This is a genomic window from Neobacillus sp. CF12 (assembly GCF_030348765.1).
Classification (GTDB): domain Bacteria; phylum Bacillota; class Bacilli; order Bacillales; family Cytobacillaceae; genus Neobacillus.
Genome location: NZ_JAUCEU010000007.1, coordinates 2,929,392 through 2,946,999, shown reverse-complemented (window position 1 = coordinate 2,946,999; position 17,608 = coordinate 2,929,392). Strand labels below are relative to the sequence as shown.

Below are 17,608 nucleotides of genomic sequence, written 5' to 3'. Positions count from 1 at the left end.
GCCCCGTACTCCCGCAGGAGTCTTCGCACCTTCCGCTCCAATCAACAGGGGTGCATTAACTTAGAATTGCCACACACTTTTTCCAGCCTAGACAAGTGTGTGGCAATCTTTTTTATTTTTTGGCATGATGGGGTACCGGATCGTTTAGCTTTAGTCCTAGGAACCATCGATAAGCTACATTTGTCTGAATTTCGCGTTCTAATTGGCGTTCAGAACGAATGCCATAAAAATATCCGATAAACATCATCTTAAAGAGTTGTATTGGGTCCGAAGGACGCCCGTTATTTTCAGAGTAAAAAGGACGGACTCTCTCACCAATAAAAGAAAAGTCGATATATTTGTCTACCTTTCTTAACAGGTGATCTTGAGGCACTAAATCATCAATAATTACAAATTCCGCTTCATTTTTGTATCTCTTTTTTTGGCTTATACATTTAATCCACCGTCCTATTAATATTAATAGTATTATACCCAATTAACGCGGTGAATCGTTATAGTTATTGAAAATAAAGTCTCCTTTTCTGTAAGATTGGTGCCATTATCTATATAGATAGCAAGGAGTGGATTGGAGCGAAAGGTGCTTGACTCCTGCGGGATGTAGAGGAAAGGTCGAGACCCCACAGACGCGCAGCGTCGAGGAGGCTCGACTTCCTCCCCGCGGAAAGCAAGCACCTGTAGCGGAAAGGAACGGTCCATTTGTATACAAAAAACAACATTCTATAAGAAAAGAGCCAAAATAAAAGACTGTCGAGAGTTTCTCGACAGCCTGAAGCATGATTCCTGATTTTTCTTTTACTGCAAAAAGTTATTCTATTAAAAATATTTAGAAAACACTATTGACAAATTGTTAATAGGGGATTAAATTTAGTTTAATACTTTAAACAAGTAAAATAATACGTTCTCTTATCAAGAGTGGCAGAGGGACTGGCCCGATGACGCCCAGCAACCGTTCCGTTTGGAATTGGTGCTAAATCCTGCAAAACAAGTGATTGTTTTGAGAGATAGGAGAGGAGTAGTCCCTTTTTAGTGATGAAACCTCTCTTTCTTCGGAGAGGTTTTTTGTTTTTTAGCCTCTCCTAGGAGCAACGTTGGTAGGAATGCACGTAAATCAAAAAAGGGGAGATTTCAAAATGAAAAAGAATTTTTTAAAGAGCACATTTGTATCAGCGATTGCTGCAACGCTTTTACTTACAGGCTGTGGTGCTGGAGGAGAAACAAAGCAAACAAATGGAAATACAACAATTGAGGGAGTTCCTGAACGTTTTGCAAAAGGGGAGCAGCCAAAAATTAAGGTAATCCGAAAAATCGGCGGTGACGATCATACTGCTCAATTCCTAGCTGGTGCTAAACAAGAAGGCGAAGCATTAGGTTTCACAGTAGATGTTTTTACAGCAAATGGAGATACAGCTAAATTTCATGACGCAATTAATCAAGCATTAAGCCAAGACTATGATGGATATATCATTTCTCATGGTGATGATGATGCAACTGTAAATGATGTAAAGAAAATTGTTGATGCTGGAAAAAGTATTGTTGCCTTTGATTCAAATGCGAACTTAACAACTGTGGATGGTGTGACTTTAACATCACAGGATGATGAAGCATTGGCAACATTGGCATTAGAGAAATTGGTTGAAGAAACAGATGGAGAAGCGAATATCGCTTATTTATGGGTTGACGGATTCCCGCCAATGGTTAGAAGGAATAAAGTATATCAGGATGTTTTAGAGAAAAACCCAGGCATTAAAGAAGTTGAACGTTTTGGTATTGCTTCCGCTGATACGAGTGTACAAACACAGAATGCTGTTGCCGCGATGTTAAATAAATATCCAAAAGGTGAATTGGATGCAATTTTTGCCACTTGGGATGCTTTTGCCATTGGTGCTGCACGTGCATTAAAGGAAGCTGGCAGAGAAGAAGTTAAGCTTTATGGTATTGACGTTTCCAATGCTGATTTGCAGGAAATTCAAAGAGAAGGCAGTGCTTGGAAGTATACGGCAGCGGTTGATCCAAAGCTAATCGGAGCAGTTAATATGAGGTTATTAGCGAAGAAACTAGCAGGTGAAGAAACTCCGCAAACCTATGATCTAGAGGCATCGTTGATTTCACAAGAGGAACTTCAAAAATCAAAGGATCCTGTAAATATGGTGAACCTTGCCAATATTATTCCAGGATGGGGACAATCAACCGCCTTTGAAGAGGATTGGATGAAGAAGTTAAAAGAGCATTATAAAAAATAGTATATAAAGATGAGCGTAACGCCTTTTCCATTGGAAAGGCGTTTTTTATTGATAAAAGTCGGTGATTTGATTAAACTTAGGAAATCATAAAAAGAAAGAGTAGTTGTGGTGAAGGTTAGATGGAAAACGAAAAAACACATACATATGAAGTAATGGAAGTTTGTTTACTTGCGGGAAAAATCATGCTGCAAAGCGGCGGTGAAACCTATCGAGTTGAGGATACGATGATGAGAATGGCTGCTGCATTTGGAATTGTTCATTCCCACAGTTATGTGACACCAACAGGGATTATTTTTTCAGCGGAAGGTGCTGAGCCTACTAAAACGAAGTTAATTCGGATATCTACAAGGTCCACTGATCTGAAGAAAGTAGCAATGGTAAATAGTATTTCACGAAGGATAACTAGTGGTGAAATCAATCTCGAAGCGGCACACAAACTTTTAAAAGAGTTAGACGCATTAAATGTAACCTTTCCATTTATGGTCCAGGTTGCAGCGGCCTCTATTGCAAGTGGTTGTTTTATGATTATGTTTATGGGTGAGTGGATTGACTTTATCCCTGCGATGGTAACTGGAGGGATAGGTTATTTCGGATTTTTATATTTTCATCGCTATATACACGTAAAGTTTTTCTCTGAGTTTCTAGCCTCGTTCATTATTGGGTTATTATCGGTGATTTTTGTGAAAATGGGTTTAGGTCAGCAGTTAGATAAGATTATCATCGGCTCTGTCATGACCTTAGTTCCTGGACTCTTAGTTACCAATGCTGTAAGGGATTTAATGGCAGGACACTTGGTTTCGGGGTTATCAAAAGGTGCGGAAGCACTCTTAACAGCCTTTGCAATTGGATCTGGAATTGCTGTAGTTTTATCATTTTTGTGAGTGGAGGCTTAAGGTGGATATCATTGGACAATTAATTACAAGTTTTATTGCAACTGCTGCATTTGGAGTCATTTTTAACGCACCGAAGGAAACTTTAGTAAAATGTGGACTTGTTGGAATGGGCGGGTGGATTATCTATTATATAGCGGAAAAGTACACAGGAGATTCAGTTTTAGCCACACTAGCTGCCACTCTTTTTGTTGGAATCGTCAGCCAGGAGTTAGCTAAATTCTATAAAACACCAGTCATTATTTTTAGCGTTGCTGGAATTATTCCTTTAGTACCTGGTGGTCTGGCCTATGATACGATGAGGAATTTTGTCGAGGACGATTATTTTCAAGCGGTAGCACTAGGTGCAAAAGTTACCTTACTTTCAGGTTCGATTGCTTTTGGGCTTGTTTTTTCAGAAGTTATTAATCAAGTTGTTCGGAAGATTAAAGGAAGTAATGGTATGAAAATCTAAAATTAAATTAGTCGAGGGCAGAGAATTATTCTCTGCCTTCTTTTACTTTTCAATATAGGTGAATTCTAATTTGGTATTTTTTTTAACGCCTAGAAAAAAATGGATTATATTGAATATCCCTTAAAATAAAGATACAAACTAACCTATCTTACATAAGAGGTGGTATTTCTCTATGCCCTTTTTTCAAAAATATCATGATAAAAAGAAGCAACAAAGTACATTCCAAATAGAGAAAAATGACATCTCAAAAAAATTCATAAGTTCACTGTTGGTAGAGAATGTTGCAGAAATACAGATCATTTTTTGCGAGACACCAGATTTGGTTTTGAAGAACTTTGTCATAAAACAAACAAACAGCCCAGCGGCTTTGGTTTATTTAAGCGGGCTTACAGATACAAAGACGATTAATAATCATATCCTAAGCCCACTTTTATTTGAAGCAGATAAAGAGGAGAAAAACTTTAAGGTACAGGTATCGGTGGGAGATGTAAAAGAAAAAAATACGTGGCAGGAAATTGAAAGTGCGATTCTACAAGGAAATAGTGTCTTATTTATTGATAAGCGGAATAATGCTTTCATCTTTGATACACAGGGATGGCCACAAAGAGCAGTTGAGGATACTTCCATTGAGTCTTCTTTAAGAGGAGAACATCTCGGTTTCACAGAAACCGGGAGCAATAATATTGCTTTAATTCGCCGCCATATTCCGAACCGTGAGTTGAAAATGAAGGAAATAACTGTTGGTGCAAGAGGGAATTTGAAGCTTACGATTATGTATTTAGCCGATGTTGCAAATCCAGAGGCATTAAAAGAGCTTGTAGACCGATTAAACAAAATAGATGTGGACAGTATTTTAAATGCAGCCTCCTTAGCAGAATATATTGAGGACAACCCCTATTCTCCGTTTCCACAATTATTTTTAACAGAACGTCCTGATTTTGCGGCTGCTGAAATATTACAGGGGAGGATTGTGACTGTAGTGGATCGATCTCCCAATGTCTTAATTGGTCCAGCAACCTTTGAAACTTTTTTCAAGAGTATGGATGATTATGGGTCACGGTGGCTAGTGGCATCTTTTATTCGCCTCATGAGATATTTTGGCTTTATTGTTGCCATATTTCTACCGGCAACTTATATAGCCGTCATTGCTTTTCACTTTGAAATCATCCCTTTAAAGCTGCTTTTATCCATTGGTGCGTCCCGAGAACGAGTTCCATTTCCACCTTTTATTGAAGCCATCGTTATGGAGATCACTTTAGAAATGTTGCGGGAAGCGGGTATACGTCTTCCAGCTAAAATTGGTCAAACAGTTGGAATCGTCGGTGGTATTGTCATTGGTCAAGCAGCTGTAGAGGCAGGGATTGTAAGTAATATAATGGTGATTGTCGTAGCTTTGACAGCAATCGCTTCTTTTATTATTCCGAATTATGATATGGGTGCTGCCATTCGGATGCTTCGATTTCCGATGATGATTTCGGCATCGTTATTCGGATTCATTGGAATCGCAGTTGGATTAATGACATTAATTGCCCATTTTATTTCTCTCAAATCATTAGGTACACCTTATGGCAGTCCAATAGCTCCATTAAGGTTCCCGGATTGGAAGGATCTATTTATTCGGTTCCCAGAGTGGTCTATTGTAAAGCGCCCTGAAAGTACTAGAGCCATACAGTGGCAAAAGGCTAAGTTTAAGCGTTCAGAGGGTGACGAACATTGATGAAATATACACAAAATCAAATTACATTGATGCAATATATATTTTTAATTCATGGTGTCCAACTTGGGGTCGGCCTGTTAACCCTGCCGCGTGAATTAGCTGAAAAGGCAGGGACAGATGGGTGGATTGCCCTCATAATTGGCTGGTTATTTTCTACACTAGCTAGTTTAATCATTATTCAGGTGATGAAGAATTACCCTAATGGAACGATCATTGATCTTGTGACTCATTTTTTTGGGAAATGGATTGGGAAAATCACTGCTTTTATTTTTGCTTTGTATTTCGCTTTTTTAGGCTCAATCGTTTTTATTAGAGAAGGTCTTTTTATCCAATTTTGGGTTTTGTCACAAACAGAATTGTTTATCTTGTTGTTTCTCCTATCCATTCCCAGCTACATGATTGTTCGAAATAATATTACGATATTAGGCAGGTATGCTGAATTGGTGTTCTTTATGACGACATGGATGCTCTTCTTTTATTTCACTCCTTTAAAAGAAGCACACTGGCTTCATCTTCTTCCAATTATTAAGGAGGGATGGAAACCAATCCTTATAGCAGCAAAAACAACAATTTTCTCCTTTTTGGGATTTGAAATTGCTTTCTTCCTTTATCCTTTTTTACAAAAGAAACAAAAAGCGTCCATCGGAATCGTCATTGCCAATACACTTACGCTGGCCGTATATATCATTGTAACGATCGTTGCGTTTGCATTTTACAGTCCAGACGAAATTACCCAATATAAGGAACCAACCATTAATCTGTTAAAAATAGTTGAATTTAGATTTTTAGAACGGTTAGAAATTGTCTTTTTATCTATATATATATTTGTGATATCTACAACGGTCCTGCCTCTCTTTTTTGCGACTGTATTTTCTGCGACTCAATTATTTGGTAAACAAGATCACAGTAAATATGTAGTATGGTTATTACTTCTTAACCTAGTCTATGTTTTTTTTATACCCCAATCTTTTGGAAGAAATACACAGCTTCAAAAAGGGGTCGAACCTATTAGTTTAATAATTGGGTATGCTTTTCCACTATGTTTATGGGGATATCTCTGGATTTATTCTCGAATAAAAAGGGGGGCTCTTAAATGAAACGTTGGTATTACGCGATTCTTTTGATTTTCCTTATCGTCTTCCTTTCTAGCTGTGGAAAGAAAGCCCCTTTAGAGGATTTAACCCTTGCCTTTATCATCGGTATTGATCTAGATAAAGAAAATAACCTTGTCTTTTATGAAATAAATCCAGTTTTTAGTGAGGGATCGAAGAAAGGGGTTGAATCATATGAAGTAAAGGCAAAAACAATACGAGATTCAAGAAGACTTTTTGACGCTCTAACAACTGGAGAAGTGACGGCTGGGAAAATTCAAGTATTATTAGTGGGAAAACGTGTCCTGCAACATGAAAATTGGTTTCCGATATTGGATACTGTATATCGAAATCCTACGTTTTCCATGAGTACAAGAGTAGTAACGGTTGATGGTCCTGTTTCAGAAGTAATCTTTCATCATCCAACTGAGAAACCACAATTATCCTTACATCTAAAAGCCCTGATTGATAAGAATTATGATCGAACGAGAGCAGTAAAAGGTACTCTGCAAGAACTCCACAGGGAGATATACGAGAAGGCAATGACCCCTTTTATTTCGGAAGTGAAAGTAGGGAAAAATATCGAGCTGACAGGAATATCTCTTCTTGATCATAAAGGAAAATATGCTCAATTTCTTAATGTACCTGAATCTACTTTACTCCTGATGTTACAGAATAAAAAGAGGCGTGAAATCACCCTGACGATTCCAGTTCTTCAAAAAGTAGATGAGAAAAATATCTTTCATACAAATGTGATGAGTTTTGCGGCCAGCCGAGTAAAAACAAAGATAAAATCTGAATATAAGCATAATAAATTTCAGTTTGATATTAAGGTTAAAATGACTATCAATATTGTAGAACGTTTATTTCCGGATGAAAAGCTAAATAAAGAACAGTTACAGAAAGAGGTTGAAAGAGAGTTAAAAAAACAAATCGAGGACCTCTTGAAGAAAATTCAAAAAAAGAAAATTGATCCTATTGGTCTTGGCCTTTACGCCCGTGCGTACCAGTATACCCACTATAAAAAGGTGAAAAATAATTGGGGGAAAGCATTGGCTGAATCTACTATTAATGTTTCTGTAAAAGTCGATATAAATTCAAATGGGGCTGTTGAACAATGATACCTTCAAAATTGGACGAAGGCAGAGGATGATTATCCTCTGCCTTCTTTTGCTTTGATCCAAAAGGGATCACTATTGTAACTTGTGATTGGTTGATTTTAAATATCTGCAATCGCAAGGTAAGTATTTATATATAATAAATGGTATTAAAAGACCAATTTGCCGCGGTTACTCTTCCACCTGATGGTTTTATACCTAAACGACGTAAGCCCTACCTCTCTTACATCCTTACGGCTCCGAAGCCGATCCAGCGTGAATAAGTTTTACTTTTAAAACATAAGCAGAATGCCAGAAAAAAATTCTTACATTGCGTAATCTATCTTATACAAGTTACATTAAATCTAAAGCACAATTAATAATATTACACCCTATATTTAAATAAGTCAAGCAAAGATTATAAAAAATGCCTTCTATCAAAAAAAGGAAATAGGGACCGTTAGTAGAAATTATAATAAGAAGCAAAGGAGGTTAATCATGCTTTTCTTTCGTAAACTGTTCCTAACCGCCTCGAGATATCGATATCGAACCGTGATTTTGTTTACTTTATTCTTTATTATCGTAAATGCAGAAATAATTAGATTTTTAGAACCAGAAACGTTTGAGAGTAGTTTGCATGCAATATGGTGGATTCTTACAACGATGACTACAGTAGGCTATGGAGATGTATATCCTACAACGGAAGCAGGAAGAACCTGGGCTATGGTTATTGTCTATACATTGGGTATAGGACTATTTGGAACGGTTATTGGGGTTATAGTAGATGGTGTTACACAATACAAAAAACGAAAGGAGGAGGGGAAATTGTCTTATAAAGGTGAAAATCATTTTGTTATTATCGGCTGGACTGCTAAAAGCAAATCCACTGTTAAGGAACTATTACTATGTGATGAAAAAACAGATATCGTGTTGATTGATGAGTTTGAAAAGTCACCTTTTGAACATGAACGTTTTCACTATATTCAGGGCAGCCCGACAGATGTTGATACTTTGGGAATGGCAAAAATTGAAAATTCCCAAGCGGTATTGCTGTTTGCTGCAGAAGGGATTGAGAATCCTGATTTAGTAGATGGAAAGACACTGCTAGTTGCATCCTCGATAGAACGCTATGATGATGGAACGGAAAAAAATATTTATACGATCGCAGAAATTGTAAACGAAAAGCATGTGGATAATTTTAAGCATGTTAAAATTGATGAGTTCATACTATCCAATGGATCTGTTTCCAACCTAATGGCGAAATCTGCACAGATGAAAGGAGCAAGTCACCTCTTTACCCAGCTGTTAAGCAGGCAGGATGGAGATGGGGGGAGTGATCTTTGGGAGGTCAGTGTTAGACCGCAGTGGAAAACGTATGGTGTAGCATATGAACAACTAAAGGAAAAAGGAGCTCAATTAATTGCAGATCGGAACGATTTAAACATACTCAAGAAATGGAATGAACCGATCCCAAAGGATGCTAGATTATTTGTAATATGCGATAAATATACATATCAAAAACTATAAAAAAACGCATCGTCTCGATGCGTTTTTTCAGTAGGTGAGACAACCTGCAATAACAATCCCAATAGATACAGAAAGCAATAGTAGAAAAAGACCAACTGCGGTGTTATCTTCTTCAATGCTCTGGGATACGTTAAAACGACGAGGTGTGAGCCATTCAGTAAGATAAAACACGATGATCTGAGCTGCAATTCCCACTGCTCCCCAGATTACCATATCTAAAAGAGAGATAGAGTTAGCAAGTGCAGAATATAAAACAATTGCCAGACCGAGAAGTCTTCCGCCAAGTACATAACTTGCTGCTTTATTTCCTTTCGCCATTAAGGCGAATTCCTTAACCTTTGTGGTAATCTCCATTAAAAAGAGTCCAACGAGTAACAAAGCTAATGAAACAGCTAAGTACAATAAAAAGTCTAACAAGTAAAGCCCTCCTTTTTTAGTCCAACTGGTAAGAAATATGACTCATTTCCGGTGATTTTTCCGCCCGCTCGAATCCCAATGCTGCTTGGTTTCCCAGCAATAAGGAAGGAACCAAATACCATAGATAGTTCCTCTATTCCCTTTTCTGTTTCGAGTGAAACAACAGGAAGCGGTATATATGATTGATAGACCGGCAGTTCATTTTTGTAGGTTTGGAAGGAATTTTTGACATCTATATTGATGTGATGATCCCATATAGTAATGGTATCTCCTTCCCTGCCGAAAGATGGTTTCTGAACATAGGCTTGGTTACCTGCAAATGAATCTGCTTCAAGATAAGTAGGCAGCATATATGTTTTGATCCATTCTTGTTCTTCCTTTGTATAAAACATCTCTTTTTCCGCTAAGCCCCATATCAGACATTGAATGGATTTGGGTTGAAGCAGGAATGCTGAAATAGGATTTACAAGTGAAATTTTTCCTTGCTTCGCTAGCTGTAATAATTCGATTCCTACGAGGTCTCCTGTATATGAATCCCTGTCCTCAAGCAGGTGTTCAAGAGGATAGGTTTGTCTGTACAAAACATCAATTGGCACTCCGTTAGCATCTAATAGTGCTGAATCCGTAATCCGAAGCTCAGACATTGGAATTACTTGATTTTTAACTTTACATAACTGACTTAAATAACCCGTGGTATTCCAATCCTCCACATGGTCACTATGGGCAGTGAAAACCACATTAGGAGAATCTTGCTGCTTTATAGATTCAAGGACAGCCTTTGTGATACCAGAAGCGAGAAGACGCTCTTGATTTGCGTTGGGATTCCGATAGCCAAATTCCGAACAAATTTCTCCGTTCATTTGGAAACATTCGACGATAAAAGTAGGAGTGTCAGAATTAAACTCAAGCATTTTTATTCCATTATCCGTCAAGGCAAAATCAAATCGAGAAATTACCGATTCAGGAAAAAGGGTTTTCATTCTGAGAAATGGAAGACTTGCTACAGGAAAACCAAGTTCAAGAAGTTGTTCATCTTGAAGACTGCGCAGGAGGCCGGCCGTTTTATAAAAAACCTGACCCATTCGTTCCGTGGCGTCCTTTATAAGGTTATGTGTTTGTTCTGTAATAGTAAATACATGGTAAAGGCTATATTCACTTCCATATAAGTCCGACCAAAATTCTGGGTATTTAGCGTAAAAATGGTTCCGTTTCATTGCATATGAAGACATATTATTAACCACCAAATCCACCTTTTGACCCGCTTCCGAATCCACCTTTAAAACTGGAGGAAGATTTATACGACTTATAAGCAGAAGAATTCATCAAAGCTGATTTGCTGCGGAAAAACATCCCCCCATAAAAGAAATGACCATAGTAACTTGATCGAGTATCATCACATTGCCATACTCCCTCCTCATCATCCCATTCCCAATCTGAACAGTTTGTGTCATCCGGTTCAGGGGGTAAGTCCTGTGCCTGAGAACAACCTGATAGGGTGGTTCCAGCCATAAGAGTAGTAAGAACTCCAGTGATTAACCATTGGGTTTTCTTCACCGTCTCAACTCCTTTTTTAATGTCTAGCTTCAGCGCCTAGGGGCTCTCAGGTCATAAGCCAATCCGTCAAGAAGGTAAAGACCAACCTTCTCGCCGGCTCGTCTTATGCCTGTCGCCCCTTGGCAAGGCGCTTGTGCTTTTCTTTGTTATAATTACATTATAAAAGTAAATTTCAGGAAAACAATGGTAAGATAAAAAGAAAAAGAAAGAGGGATGTAAGTTGAGGTTGGAATATCGACTTGATGATGAAGTAAAACAATATCCTGCCTTATGGAATTACCAAGATATTACCCCTAATGAAGCGGTGGCAAGAATGACCTGCGAATTCTTCGTAAAAGATGGAGAGACATATGCAGTTAGTGCGACTGCTATGGATCCAGATGGAACGGCCGTTTTGTATGTGAAAAAAGAGACCTATTTCAACGATTCTTCCGATACCATCTATTCACATATTGGTTTTGAAGTCAGGGAAATAAAGGGAACAACATCAGCGATAGTAGAAAGAAATGATGTTTGGGGGCATGAAGAGATTTTGGCAACACTTCATTCCGATATTATCTACCTACAAAAGGATGGTAAATTTAAGGAGTTCGTGCTTGATTCAAGGGAAATCGATGAAGACCGCAGATGCTATGTTTATTATGGAACCTTTTCTGGAAAAACTCGTGGATAACAGGAAACGTTATTTCTTTTTCAAGTAATGACCATGAGGTCAAAAGTAATAATTAAGACGAACTAACCATGCTAACAAGATGGTTAGTTTTTTTTGTTCGAAATTAAATTAAATTTTACTAATATAGTTAATCTGTTTTGAGGGAAATATAAATAATATAGGGGATTCAATATTTATTGGTATAATTAGGAAAGTAATTTAATTTTTCAAAATATATTGCTTTTTTAATAAATAAATTATATTATACCGATATACATTTTAGGCACTAACTTTTTCAGAACATTTCGACTTTAGGTCGTGGAGGTACTAGACATGAATTTATTTAGGAAAAAATCAATTACAGATTTAATAAGGGAAGTTGGACAAAAGGATGTAACCTTGAAGAAAGAATTAGGTGCATTTGATTTAACTATGCTGGGAATAGGTGCGATTATTGGGACAGGAATATTTGTTCTAACTGGAGTTGCAGCGGCCGAGCATGCAGGACCGGCACTAATCATATCTTTCATTTTGTCAGGACTGGCCTGTGTATTTGCAGCCCTATGCTATGCGGAATTTGCTTCAGCCGTACCGGTATCTGGCAGTGCCTATACTTACAGTTATGCGACATTCGGCGAACTAATTGCTTGGATATTAGGCTGGGTTTTAATCCTTGAATATGGGCTGGCTTCCTCTGCAGTTGCGAGCGGTTGGTCAGGTTATTTTCAAGGGCTTCTTTCAGGATTTGGAATTCACCTGCCAAAAGCTATATCAAGTGCGTATGATCCGGCAAATGGAACTTTTGTAGACGTACCAGCAATTGCGATCATCTTTTTTATCACGATGCTTTTAACACAAGGAGTTAAAAAGTCAGCACGTCTTAACACAATCATGGTAGTAATTAAACTTGCTGTAGTGCTACTATTTATTGCTGTTGGTGTTTGGTATGTAGAACCTGCAAATTGGACTCCATTTATGCCGTTTGGTTACTCGGGAGTTGTAACAGGCGCCGCAACTGTATTCTTTGCCTATATTGGCTTTGATGCTGTTGCCACCGCAGCAGAAGAAGTGAAAAACCCACAAAAGAACATGCCAATTGGAATCATTGCATCTTTATTGGTTTGTACCATCTTATATATCGTTGTCTCTGCTATTTTAACAGGGATTGTGCCTTATACTGATCTTGGTGTAAAAAATCCAGTGGCATTTGCACTTAATTATATTAACCAAGATTGGGTGGCAGGTTTTATTTCACTAGGAGCCATCACAGGAATTACGACTGTGTTACTTGTCATGGTTTATGGTCAATCAAGGCTGTTTTATGCAATCTCTCGTGATGGTTTACTGCCAAAGGTGTTTTCTAAAGTAGATAAAAAGAAGCAAACACCGATTGTGAATTCGTGGATTACCTGCGTGTTAGTAGCATTTTTTGCAGGTGTATTACCGCTAAATAAACTTGCTGAACTAGTGAACATTGGAACACTATTTGCTTTTATGACAGTTTCAATTGGAATTTTATATCTTCGGAAAAATAAACAAGCACCAACCACAGGCTTCCGTGTACCTTTTGTACCATTAATTCCTATATTAGCTTTCTTATTCTGTGGATATTTAGCCCTGCAGCTTCCAGCGGCTACATGGAAGAGCTTTGGTATTTGGCTTGTGCTTGGAATGATGGTGTATTTTGGATACGGACGTAAACATTCAAAGTTAAATGAAAAAGAGGAAATCATAAATAAAGCAAGCTAAATTTAATAGTGTTATTTATAAGAAGACTTGCCTAGCAGCAAGTTTTTTTTTTAGGAATAAGAGAATTTTGTCGAATTACATCGAATTTCCAAAAAAAATATAAAGATTTTTTGGGGAAAGGTGTTAGAATGAGAAGAGATAAATTTAAACTAATTTCTTATGGTCTACCTAAGGGAGAAACAAAATGAAAGATAGCAACAGCAGCTCGACCACTAAAATGTTTTATGAAGAAAAGAAAGCAACTAAGTTATTTTTGTGGTTATTTTATATTTTTTATCTTGCTTTTGAATTAATCTATTATTACATCTTCCCTAATTTGGATGGGCGAGGTATAACCAAACCCCAAGAAGGTTTGGGTATTTGGATATATATTATCCTGCTTGGTTTATTACCCATAGCTATTTTCTTAATGAAAAAGGGAAATCCGTATGTGATTAAATACCTATACATTTATAGTTTTATAGTTGTTGATACTGTCCATAATTTATTGATTTATTATGGGACGGAGAAATCTTTTGCAGCAGGGGATATTATTGAAGTTGTCTTTATCCTTTTTTCACCTATTTTTGTCAATAAAAAGTATTTTTGGACTGTATCAGTAGGAATGTTACTAAAGTATATGATAATTGGACTTATTTTACTTGATCCGCAGGTTGTTGCTCCCATTGTTATTTATATCATTCTTTCTGCTATCGCTTTTGTTATTTTAATACGATATGATTCGTATATTCTTACTTTAACGGAAGTACATGAAGAACTAAGAAGGAAAGAAAAACTTGCTGTAATAGGTCAAATGGCTGCTGCAATTGGTCATGAGATTCGTAATCCACTTTCATCATTAAAAGGGTTTACGCAGCTGCAGCAAGAAAGATATCCAAATACAAATGACTTTTATCCCATTATGATTCAAGAAATTGATCGGATAAATTCAATTGTGAATGATTTAATGACACTAGGAAAACCTAAGGAAATCAAATTTTCCAAAGCGAATATTGAAGAAATTATTGCGTATACACTTTCCATTACACAACAACAGGCTGAAAGACAGGGTGTCTCTGTTGAAACAACAATGGCCGGACCGTTACCGCCAATTGATTGTGACGGTAAACAGCTGAAACAGGTATTTATTAATCTAATAAAAAATGCAATAGAATCGATGCCTGATGGTGGGAAGATTAAGGTGAGAGTTAAAGTAATAGAAGGGAATAAGATGTATATCTCCATTAAAGATGAAGGTTGTGGAATTGATGGAGAAAACCTTTTAAACTTAGGCGAACCATTCTATACAACAAAAAAAGATGGAACGGGTTTAGGACTAATGGTAACAAATCAAATTATTAAAGACCACAAAGGTCATATTACCTTTGACAGCAGTCAATTAAATGGTACAAAAGTCACTGTTATTCTACCTATTTTTCAAATTAATTCATGATAAGATTCTATAAATATACAAAAATCATCAATATTATATGTTACAACCCTGTTACCAATGAGATATAATGTAGAGGAATAACGGTAATTAATTTTATCTAGAAATTATTATTTTTCGTCTTTCATATATGGGGACATAAAACGTATATGTATTAGAAACACTGGAGGACTATATGATACCACATGAAGAAAAGCAATCCGTCAAATGGTTTCTTATCTTTTTCTATATAATATTTTTAGGGTATGATTTGTTTTATTATTTTTTATATCCTGTTTACTTTTCAGAACAAAAGTTTGAATCCCCAAATGAGTTCTTATATATAAACTATATTGTATTAGCGTTATTGATTCCTATTGCTTTTTACCTAAGTAAGATCAATAAGGAATATTTAATAAAATATGTTTTCTTCACTAGTTACGTAGTTTCAACTTTTTTTGTTGATATTCTTAACTACATGGGCAGGGGAGATATTTATAATAGTGGTAATCTAGTCGAAGTGTTTTTAATTTTATCATTACCACTTTTCATTAATACTGGATATTTTTGGTTTGTAACTATTGGAATTACAACTAGGTATATATTAATAGGTGTTATCTTACACTCATCAAACGTGGCAGTGCCCATTATATTAATGGCTATCTTATCAACTATGGCGTTCTTCTTATTAGTACGCTTTCAAGGGTACGTAAGGTCGATCAGCACATCTTATGATAATCAATTACAAGGAATAGTAAAAGGGGTTATTGCGACACTGGAGCTTAAAGATCCATATACAAGGGGTCATAGTGAAAGAGTCGCCAGTTATGCACTTTTATTATCAAAAGAAATAGGTAAGTTTACCAAAGAAGAACAAAAATCATTCTATTATGCTTGTCTGCTTCATGATATTGGTAAAGTTAATATTCCCGATCAGATTCTCATGAAACCTGGGAAACTGACCAACGAGGAATTTAACATAATAAAAACCCACCCTACCGTAGGGGCGGAAGCTGTGAAGAATGTGGAGGGAATAAAGGACAGTATTAGTGTTATTCTTTCCCACCATGAGCGCTGGGATGGAAAGGGATATCCTGATCAATTAAAGGGTGAAGAAATTCCTTTACTTGCAAGAGTCTCTGCCATTGCCGATGCTTTTGATGCAATGACTTCTTCAAGGTCGTACCGTGAGGCAATGCCTGTTGAAGAAGCCTATCGCCGTATTATTGAAGGCAATGGTTCACAATTTGATCCCACATTAGTAGAAGCATTCAAAAAGGTTTACCCAGCGTGGGTCAAATTTCATCAAGAATACTCATGGAATAAAAAACCGCAATTACTAAGGGAGGTGGAATAACAATGAAAATCCGCAAGCTTAAGAAGGTAAAAACTACATGCTGGTGGTGTCCATATCTTCCAGGATGGAAACAGTAATATTTGGGGATGCTAGCGTAAAGCTTGCATCCTTCTTTTATTATTAATACTAAATAGGAACGGTGTTTTGATGAGCATTACACGCGAATCATATCTATCATTGGTACCAATTGAATTTCGTAAGGATAAAAAAAACTATATAGTGGAAGATTTAGCAACTGGTGAGTTTTATGAAATGCCGGAAATATGTATTGAAGCAATTAAATTAATTGAAAATGGCAGGATGATAGGGGAGATAGAGGATAATCTGAAAAAGAGATTTCCTAATGAAGAAGTTGATCTTCTCGATTTTGCCCAACAACTTCTTGATATGGATTTAATTGATGTCATTGATGGTGAGAAAGTCGAGAAAAAGGAAATAGAAAAGGAGAGTTTAGGTTTCTTATGGATTTCTCCTAAGGTAGGAAAGTTCTTTTTTAATAGGTTCTCGCTCCTCATTTACGTAGGTTTATTTATCGTAAATCTCAGCATGTTAATTGCTAAGCCTTCCTTGCTGCCAAATTATCAGGATGTATTTATATCAGATGTAATGGTTCTAAATCTACTTACTTTTATGGGAGTAACCTTTTTTCTTGTACTCGTCCACGAGTTCGGACATATTCTCGCAATGCGTGCATACAATCTACCCACAAAACTCGGGGTTGGGCACCGGTTACTGCTTGTTGTCCTTGAAACAGATATGACATCCGTTTGGAGACTTCCCGCAAAAGACCGAAATGTACTTTATATGGCTGGAATGTGCTTTGACACAGCCATCCTTTTTATTGCCCTTATTAGTAAACTTGTTTTTCCTAATTCCTCAGGGATTTTCCTAAGTTTAATTACATTAGCAGCCTATGATGTTTTTGTTAGGATTGTTTATCAGTGTTGTGTTTACATGAAGACAGATTTGTATTATGTTTTTGAAAATGTGTCAGGTGTTCATAATTTGATGGAAAATGCGCAGCAGATGATTCGTAAACGACTTCCATTTCTAAAATCACCACTACAGAAGGATGAAATCTTTATTGGTGAAAAATGGATCGTTTTCACTTATTCCATCTTTTATTTTATAGGGGTGACAGTTACCCTGGCGCTAATGACAATATTTTACATACCGGTATTACTACATGCGGCAAAGTTAACGCTTCCGAAATTATTGGAACCACCATCAAGTTTTGCTTTTTGGGATGCTGTATTATTTTCATCGCAGTCTGTAGTCTTTCTTTCCTTACTGATGTATTCTTGGCGAAATAAGTATGCAAAAAAGCAAATGTGACGGAACTTTGTCTAAATCGAAAATTCTAAGGGTTTTTTCCTCGAGAGATGGGGGAGTTCCCCTATATTTGTAACACTAACGATTTTCTTACAATAAGAGTAAGAAAACTCGTTAGTGTTA

The 17,608-nt window shown here is 36.8% G+C and carries 15 protein-coding genes, 1 pseudogene and 1 riboswitch; of the genes and pseudogenes, 12 read left to right on the top strand and 4 right to left on the bottom strand.

What is annotated here, in order from left to right:
• Positions 1-121: 121 nt before the first annotated feature.
• Positions 122-430: pseudogene (locus QUG14_RS13955) on the bottom strand (transposase); the annotation flags it as partial.
• A gap of 470 nt (positions 431-900) precedes the next feature.
• Positions 901-1,008: riboswitch (SAM riboswitch) on the top strand.
• Positions 1,009-1,130: 122 nt separating this feature from the next.
• Between QUG14_RS13955 and QUG14_RS13950 the strand changes: the two are divergent.
• The 7 genes from QUG14_RS13950 to QUG14_RS13920 all read left to right on the top strand — a co-directional run bounded on the left by QUG14_RS13950 (position 1,131) and on the right by QUG14_RS13920 (position 9,016).
• Positions 1,131-2,240, top strand: coding sequence for a sugar ABC transporter substrate-binding protein (locus QUG14_RS13950; RefSeq protein WP_289341140.1), 1,110 nt, complete (start codon positions 1,131-1,133; stop codon positions 2,238-2,240).
• Between the two features lie 119 nt (positions 2,241-2,359).
• Positions 2,360-3,121, top strand: a complete 762-nt coding sequence (locus QUG14_RS13945; RefSeq protein ID WP_289341139.1) for a threonine/serine exporter family protein — start codon at positions 2,360-2,362, stop codon at positions 3,119-3,121.
• Positions 3,122-3,134: 13 nt separating this feature from the next.
• Positions 3,135-3,584 (top strand): threonine/serine exporter family protein, encoded by a 450-nt coding sequence (locus tag QUG14_RS13940; protein ID WP_289341138.1) that lies wholly within the window; start codon positions 3,135-3,137, stop codon positions 3,582-3,584.
• 172 nt (positions 3,585-3,756) lie between these two features.
• The gene (locus QUG14_RS13935; protein WP_289341137.1) at positions 3,757-5,301 is read left to right on the top strand and encodes a spore germination protein; all 1,545 of its coding nucleotides are present in this window, start codon (positions 3,757-3,759) and stop codon (positions 5,299-5,301) included.
• Positions 5,301-6,398: a GerAB/ArcD/ProY family transporter gene (locus QUG14_RS13930; RefSeq protein WP_289341136.1), complete on the top strand. Its 1,098-nt coding sequence runs from the start codon at positions 5,301-5,303 to the stop codon at positions 6,396-6,398. The genes QUG14_RS13935 and QUG14_RS13930 overlap by 1 nt, the downstream gene beginning before the upstream one ends.
• Entirely contained in the window at positions 6,395-7,513 is a 1,119-nt protein-coding gene (locus QUG14_RS13925; RefSeq protein WP_289341135.1) for a Ger(x)C family spore germination protein, read from the top strand. The genes QUG14_RS13930 and QUG14_RS13925 overlap by 4 nt, the downstream gene beginning before the upstream one ends.
• A gap of 474 nt (positions 7,514-7,987) precedes the next feature.
• The gene (locus QUG14_RS13920) at positions 7,988-9,016 is read left to right on the top strand and encodes an ion channel (RefSeq protein WP_289341134.1); all 1,029 of its coding nucleotides are present in this window, start codon (positions 7,988-7,990) and stop codon (positions 9,014-9,016) included.
• Positions 9,017-9,043: 27 nt separating this feature from the next.
• Here the strand turns inward: QUG14_RS13920 and QUG14_RS13915 are convergent, their stop codons facing one another.
• The 3 genes from QUG14_RS13915 to QUG14_RS13905 are packed head-to-tail and all read right to left on the bottom strand — an operon-like array spanning position 9,044 to position 10,942.
• A complete protein-coding gene (locus QUG14_RS13915; RefSeq protein ID WP_289341133.1) occupies positions 9,044-9,433 on the bottom strand; it encodes a DUF350 domain-containing protein in 390 nt (129 codons plus the stop codon).
• Entirely contained in the window at positions 9,427-10,662 is a 1,236-nt protein-coding gene (locus tag QUG14_RS13910) for a glutathionylspermidine synthase family protein (RefSeq protein ID WP_289341132.1), read from the bottom strand. Before QUG14_RS13910 ends, QUG14_RS13915 begins: the two co-directional genes overlap by 7 nt.
• Before the next feature lie 4 nt (positions 10,663-10,666).
• Positions 10,667-10,942, bottom strand: coding sequence for a hypothetical protein (locus QUG14_RS13905; protein ID WP_483310806.1), 276 nt, complete (start codon positions 10,940-10,942; stop codon positions 10,667-10,669).
• Positions 10,943-11,207: 265 nt separating this feature from the next.
• Between QUG14_RS13905 and QUG14_RS13900 the strand changes: the two genes are divergently transcribed.
• The 5 genes from QUG14_RS13900 (at position 11,208) to QUG14_RS13880 (ending at position 17,488) form a co-directional block, all read left to right on the top strand.
• Positions 11,208-11,660, top strand: coding sequence for a hypothetical protein (locus QUG14_RS13900; protein ID WP_289341130.1), 453 nt, complete (start codon positions 11,208-11,210; stop codon positions 11,658-11,660).
• Positions 11,661-11,972: 312 nt separating this feature from the next.
• Positions 11,973-13,388: a branched-chain amino acid transporter BcaP gene (gene bcaP / locus QUG14_RS13895; protein ID WP_289341129.1), complete on the top strand. Its 1,416-nt coding sequence runs from the start codon at positions 11,973-11,975 to the stop codon at positions 13,386-13,388.
• Between the two features lie 184 nt (positions 13,389-13,572).
• Positions 13,573-14,820: an ATP-binding protein gene (locus tag QUG14_RS13890; RefSeq protein WP_289341128.1), complete on the top strand. Its 1,248-nt coding sequence runs from the start codon at positions 13,573-13,575 to the stop codon at positions 14,818-14,820.
• A gap of 172 nt (positions 14,821-14,992) precedes the next feature.
• Positions 14,993-16,153, top strand: coding sequence for an HD-GYP domain-containing protein (locus QUG14_RS13885; RefSeq protein WP_289341127.1), 1,161 nt, complete (start codon positions 14,993-14,995; stop codon positions 16,151-16,153).
• A gap of 147 nt (positions 16,154-16,300) precedes the next feature.
• Entirely contained in the window at positions 16,301-17,488 is a 1,188-nt protein-coding gene (locus QUG14_RS13880; RefSeq protein WP_289341126.1) for a hypothetical protein, read from the top strand.
• Positions 17,489-17,608 lie beyond the last annotated feature (120 nt).

What these genes read in the sequence shown, in the direction of transcription:
- QUG14_RS13930 (WP_289341136.1), top strand. Translation starts at nt 5,301, where the DNA reads ATGAAATATACACAAAATCAAATTACATTGATGCAATATATATTTTTA.
- QUG14_RS13950 (WP_289341140.1), top strand. Translation starts at nt 1,131, where the DNA reads ATGAAAAAGAATTTTTTAAAGAGCACATTTGTATCAGCGATTGCTGCA.
- QUG14_RS13890 (WP_289341128.1), top strand. Translation starts at nt 13,573, where the DNA reads ATGAAAGATAGCAACAGCAGCTCGACCACTAAAATGTTTTATGAAGAA.
- QUG14_RS13925 (WP_289341135.1), top strand. Translation starts at nt 6,395, where the DNA reads ATGAAACGTTGGTATTACGCGATTCTTTTGATTTTCCTTATCGTCTTC.
- QUG14_RS13905 (WP_483310806.1), bottom strand. Translation starts at nt 10,942, where the DNA reads ATGGCTGGAACCACCCTATCAGGTTGTTCTCAGGCACAGGACTTACCC.
- QUG14_RS13910 (WP_289341132.1), bottom strand. Translation starts at nt 10,662, where the DNA reads ATGTCTTCATATGCAATGAAACGGAACCATTTTTACGCTAAATACCCA.
- QUG14_RS13885 (WP_289341127.1), top strand. Translation starts at nt 14,993, where the DNA reads ATGATACCACATGAAGAAAAGCAATCCGTCAAATGGTTTCTTATCTTT.
- QUG14_RS13935 (WP_289341137.1), top strand. Translation starts at nt 3,757, where the DNA reads ATGCCCTTTTTTCAAAAATATCATGATAAAAAGAAGCAACAAAGTACA.
- bcaP (WP_289341129.1), top strand. Translation starts at nt 11,973, where the DNA reads ATGAATTTATTTAGGAAAAAATCAATTACAGATTTAATAAGGGAAGTT.
- QUG14_RS13880 (WP_289341126.1), top strand. Translation starts at nt 16,301, where the DNA reads ATGAGCATTACACGCGAATCATATCTATCATTGGTACCAATTGAATTT.
- QUG14_RS13945 (WP_289341139.1), top strand. Translation starts at nt 2,360, where the DNA reads ATGGAAAACGAAAAAACACATACATATGAAGTAATGGAAGTTTGTTTA.
- QUG14_RS13920 (WP_289341134.1), top strand. Translation starts at nt 7,988, where the DNA reads ATGCTTTTCTTTCGTAAACTGTTCCTAACCGCCTCGAGATATCGATAT.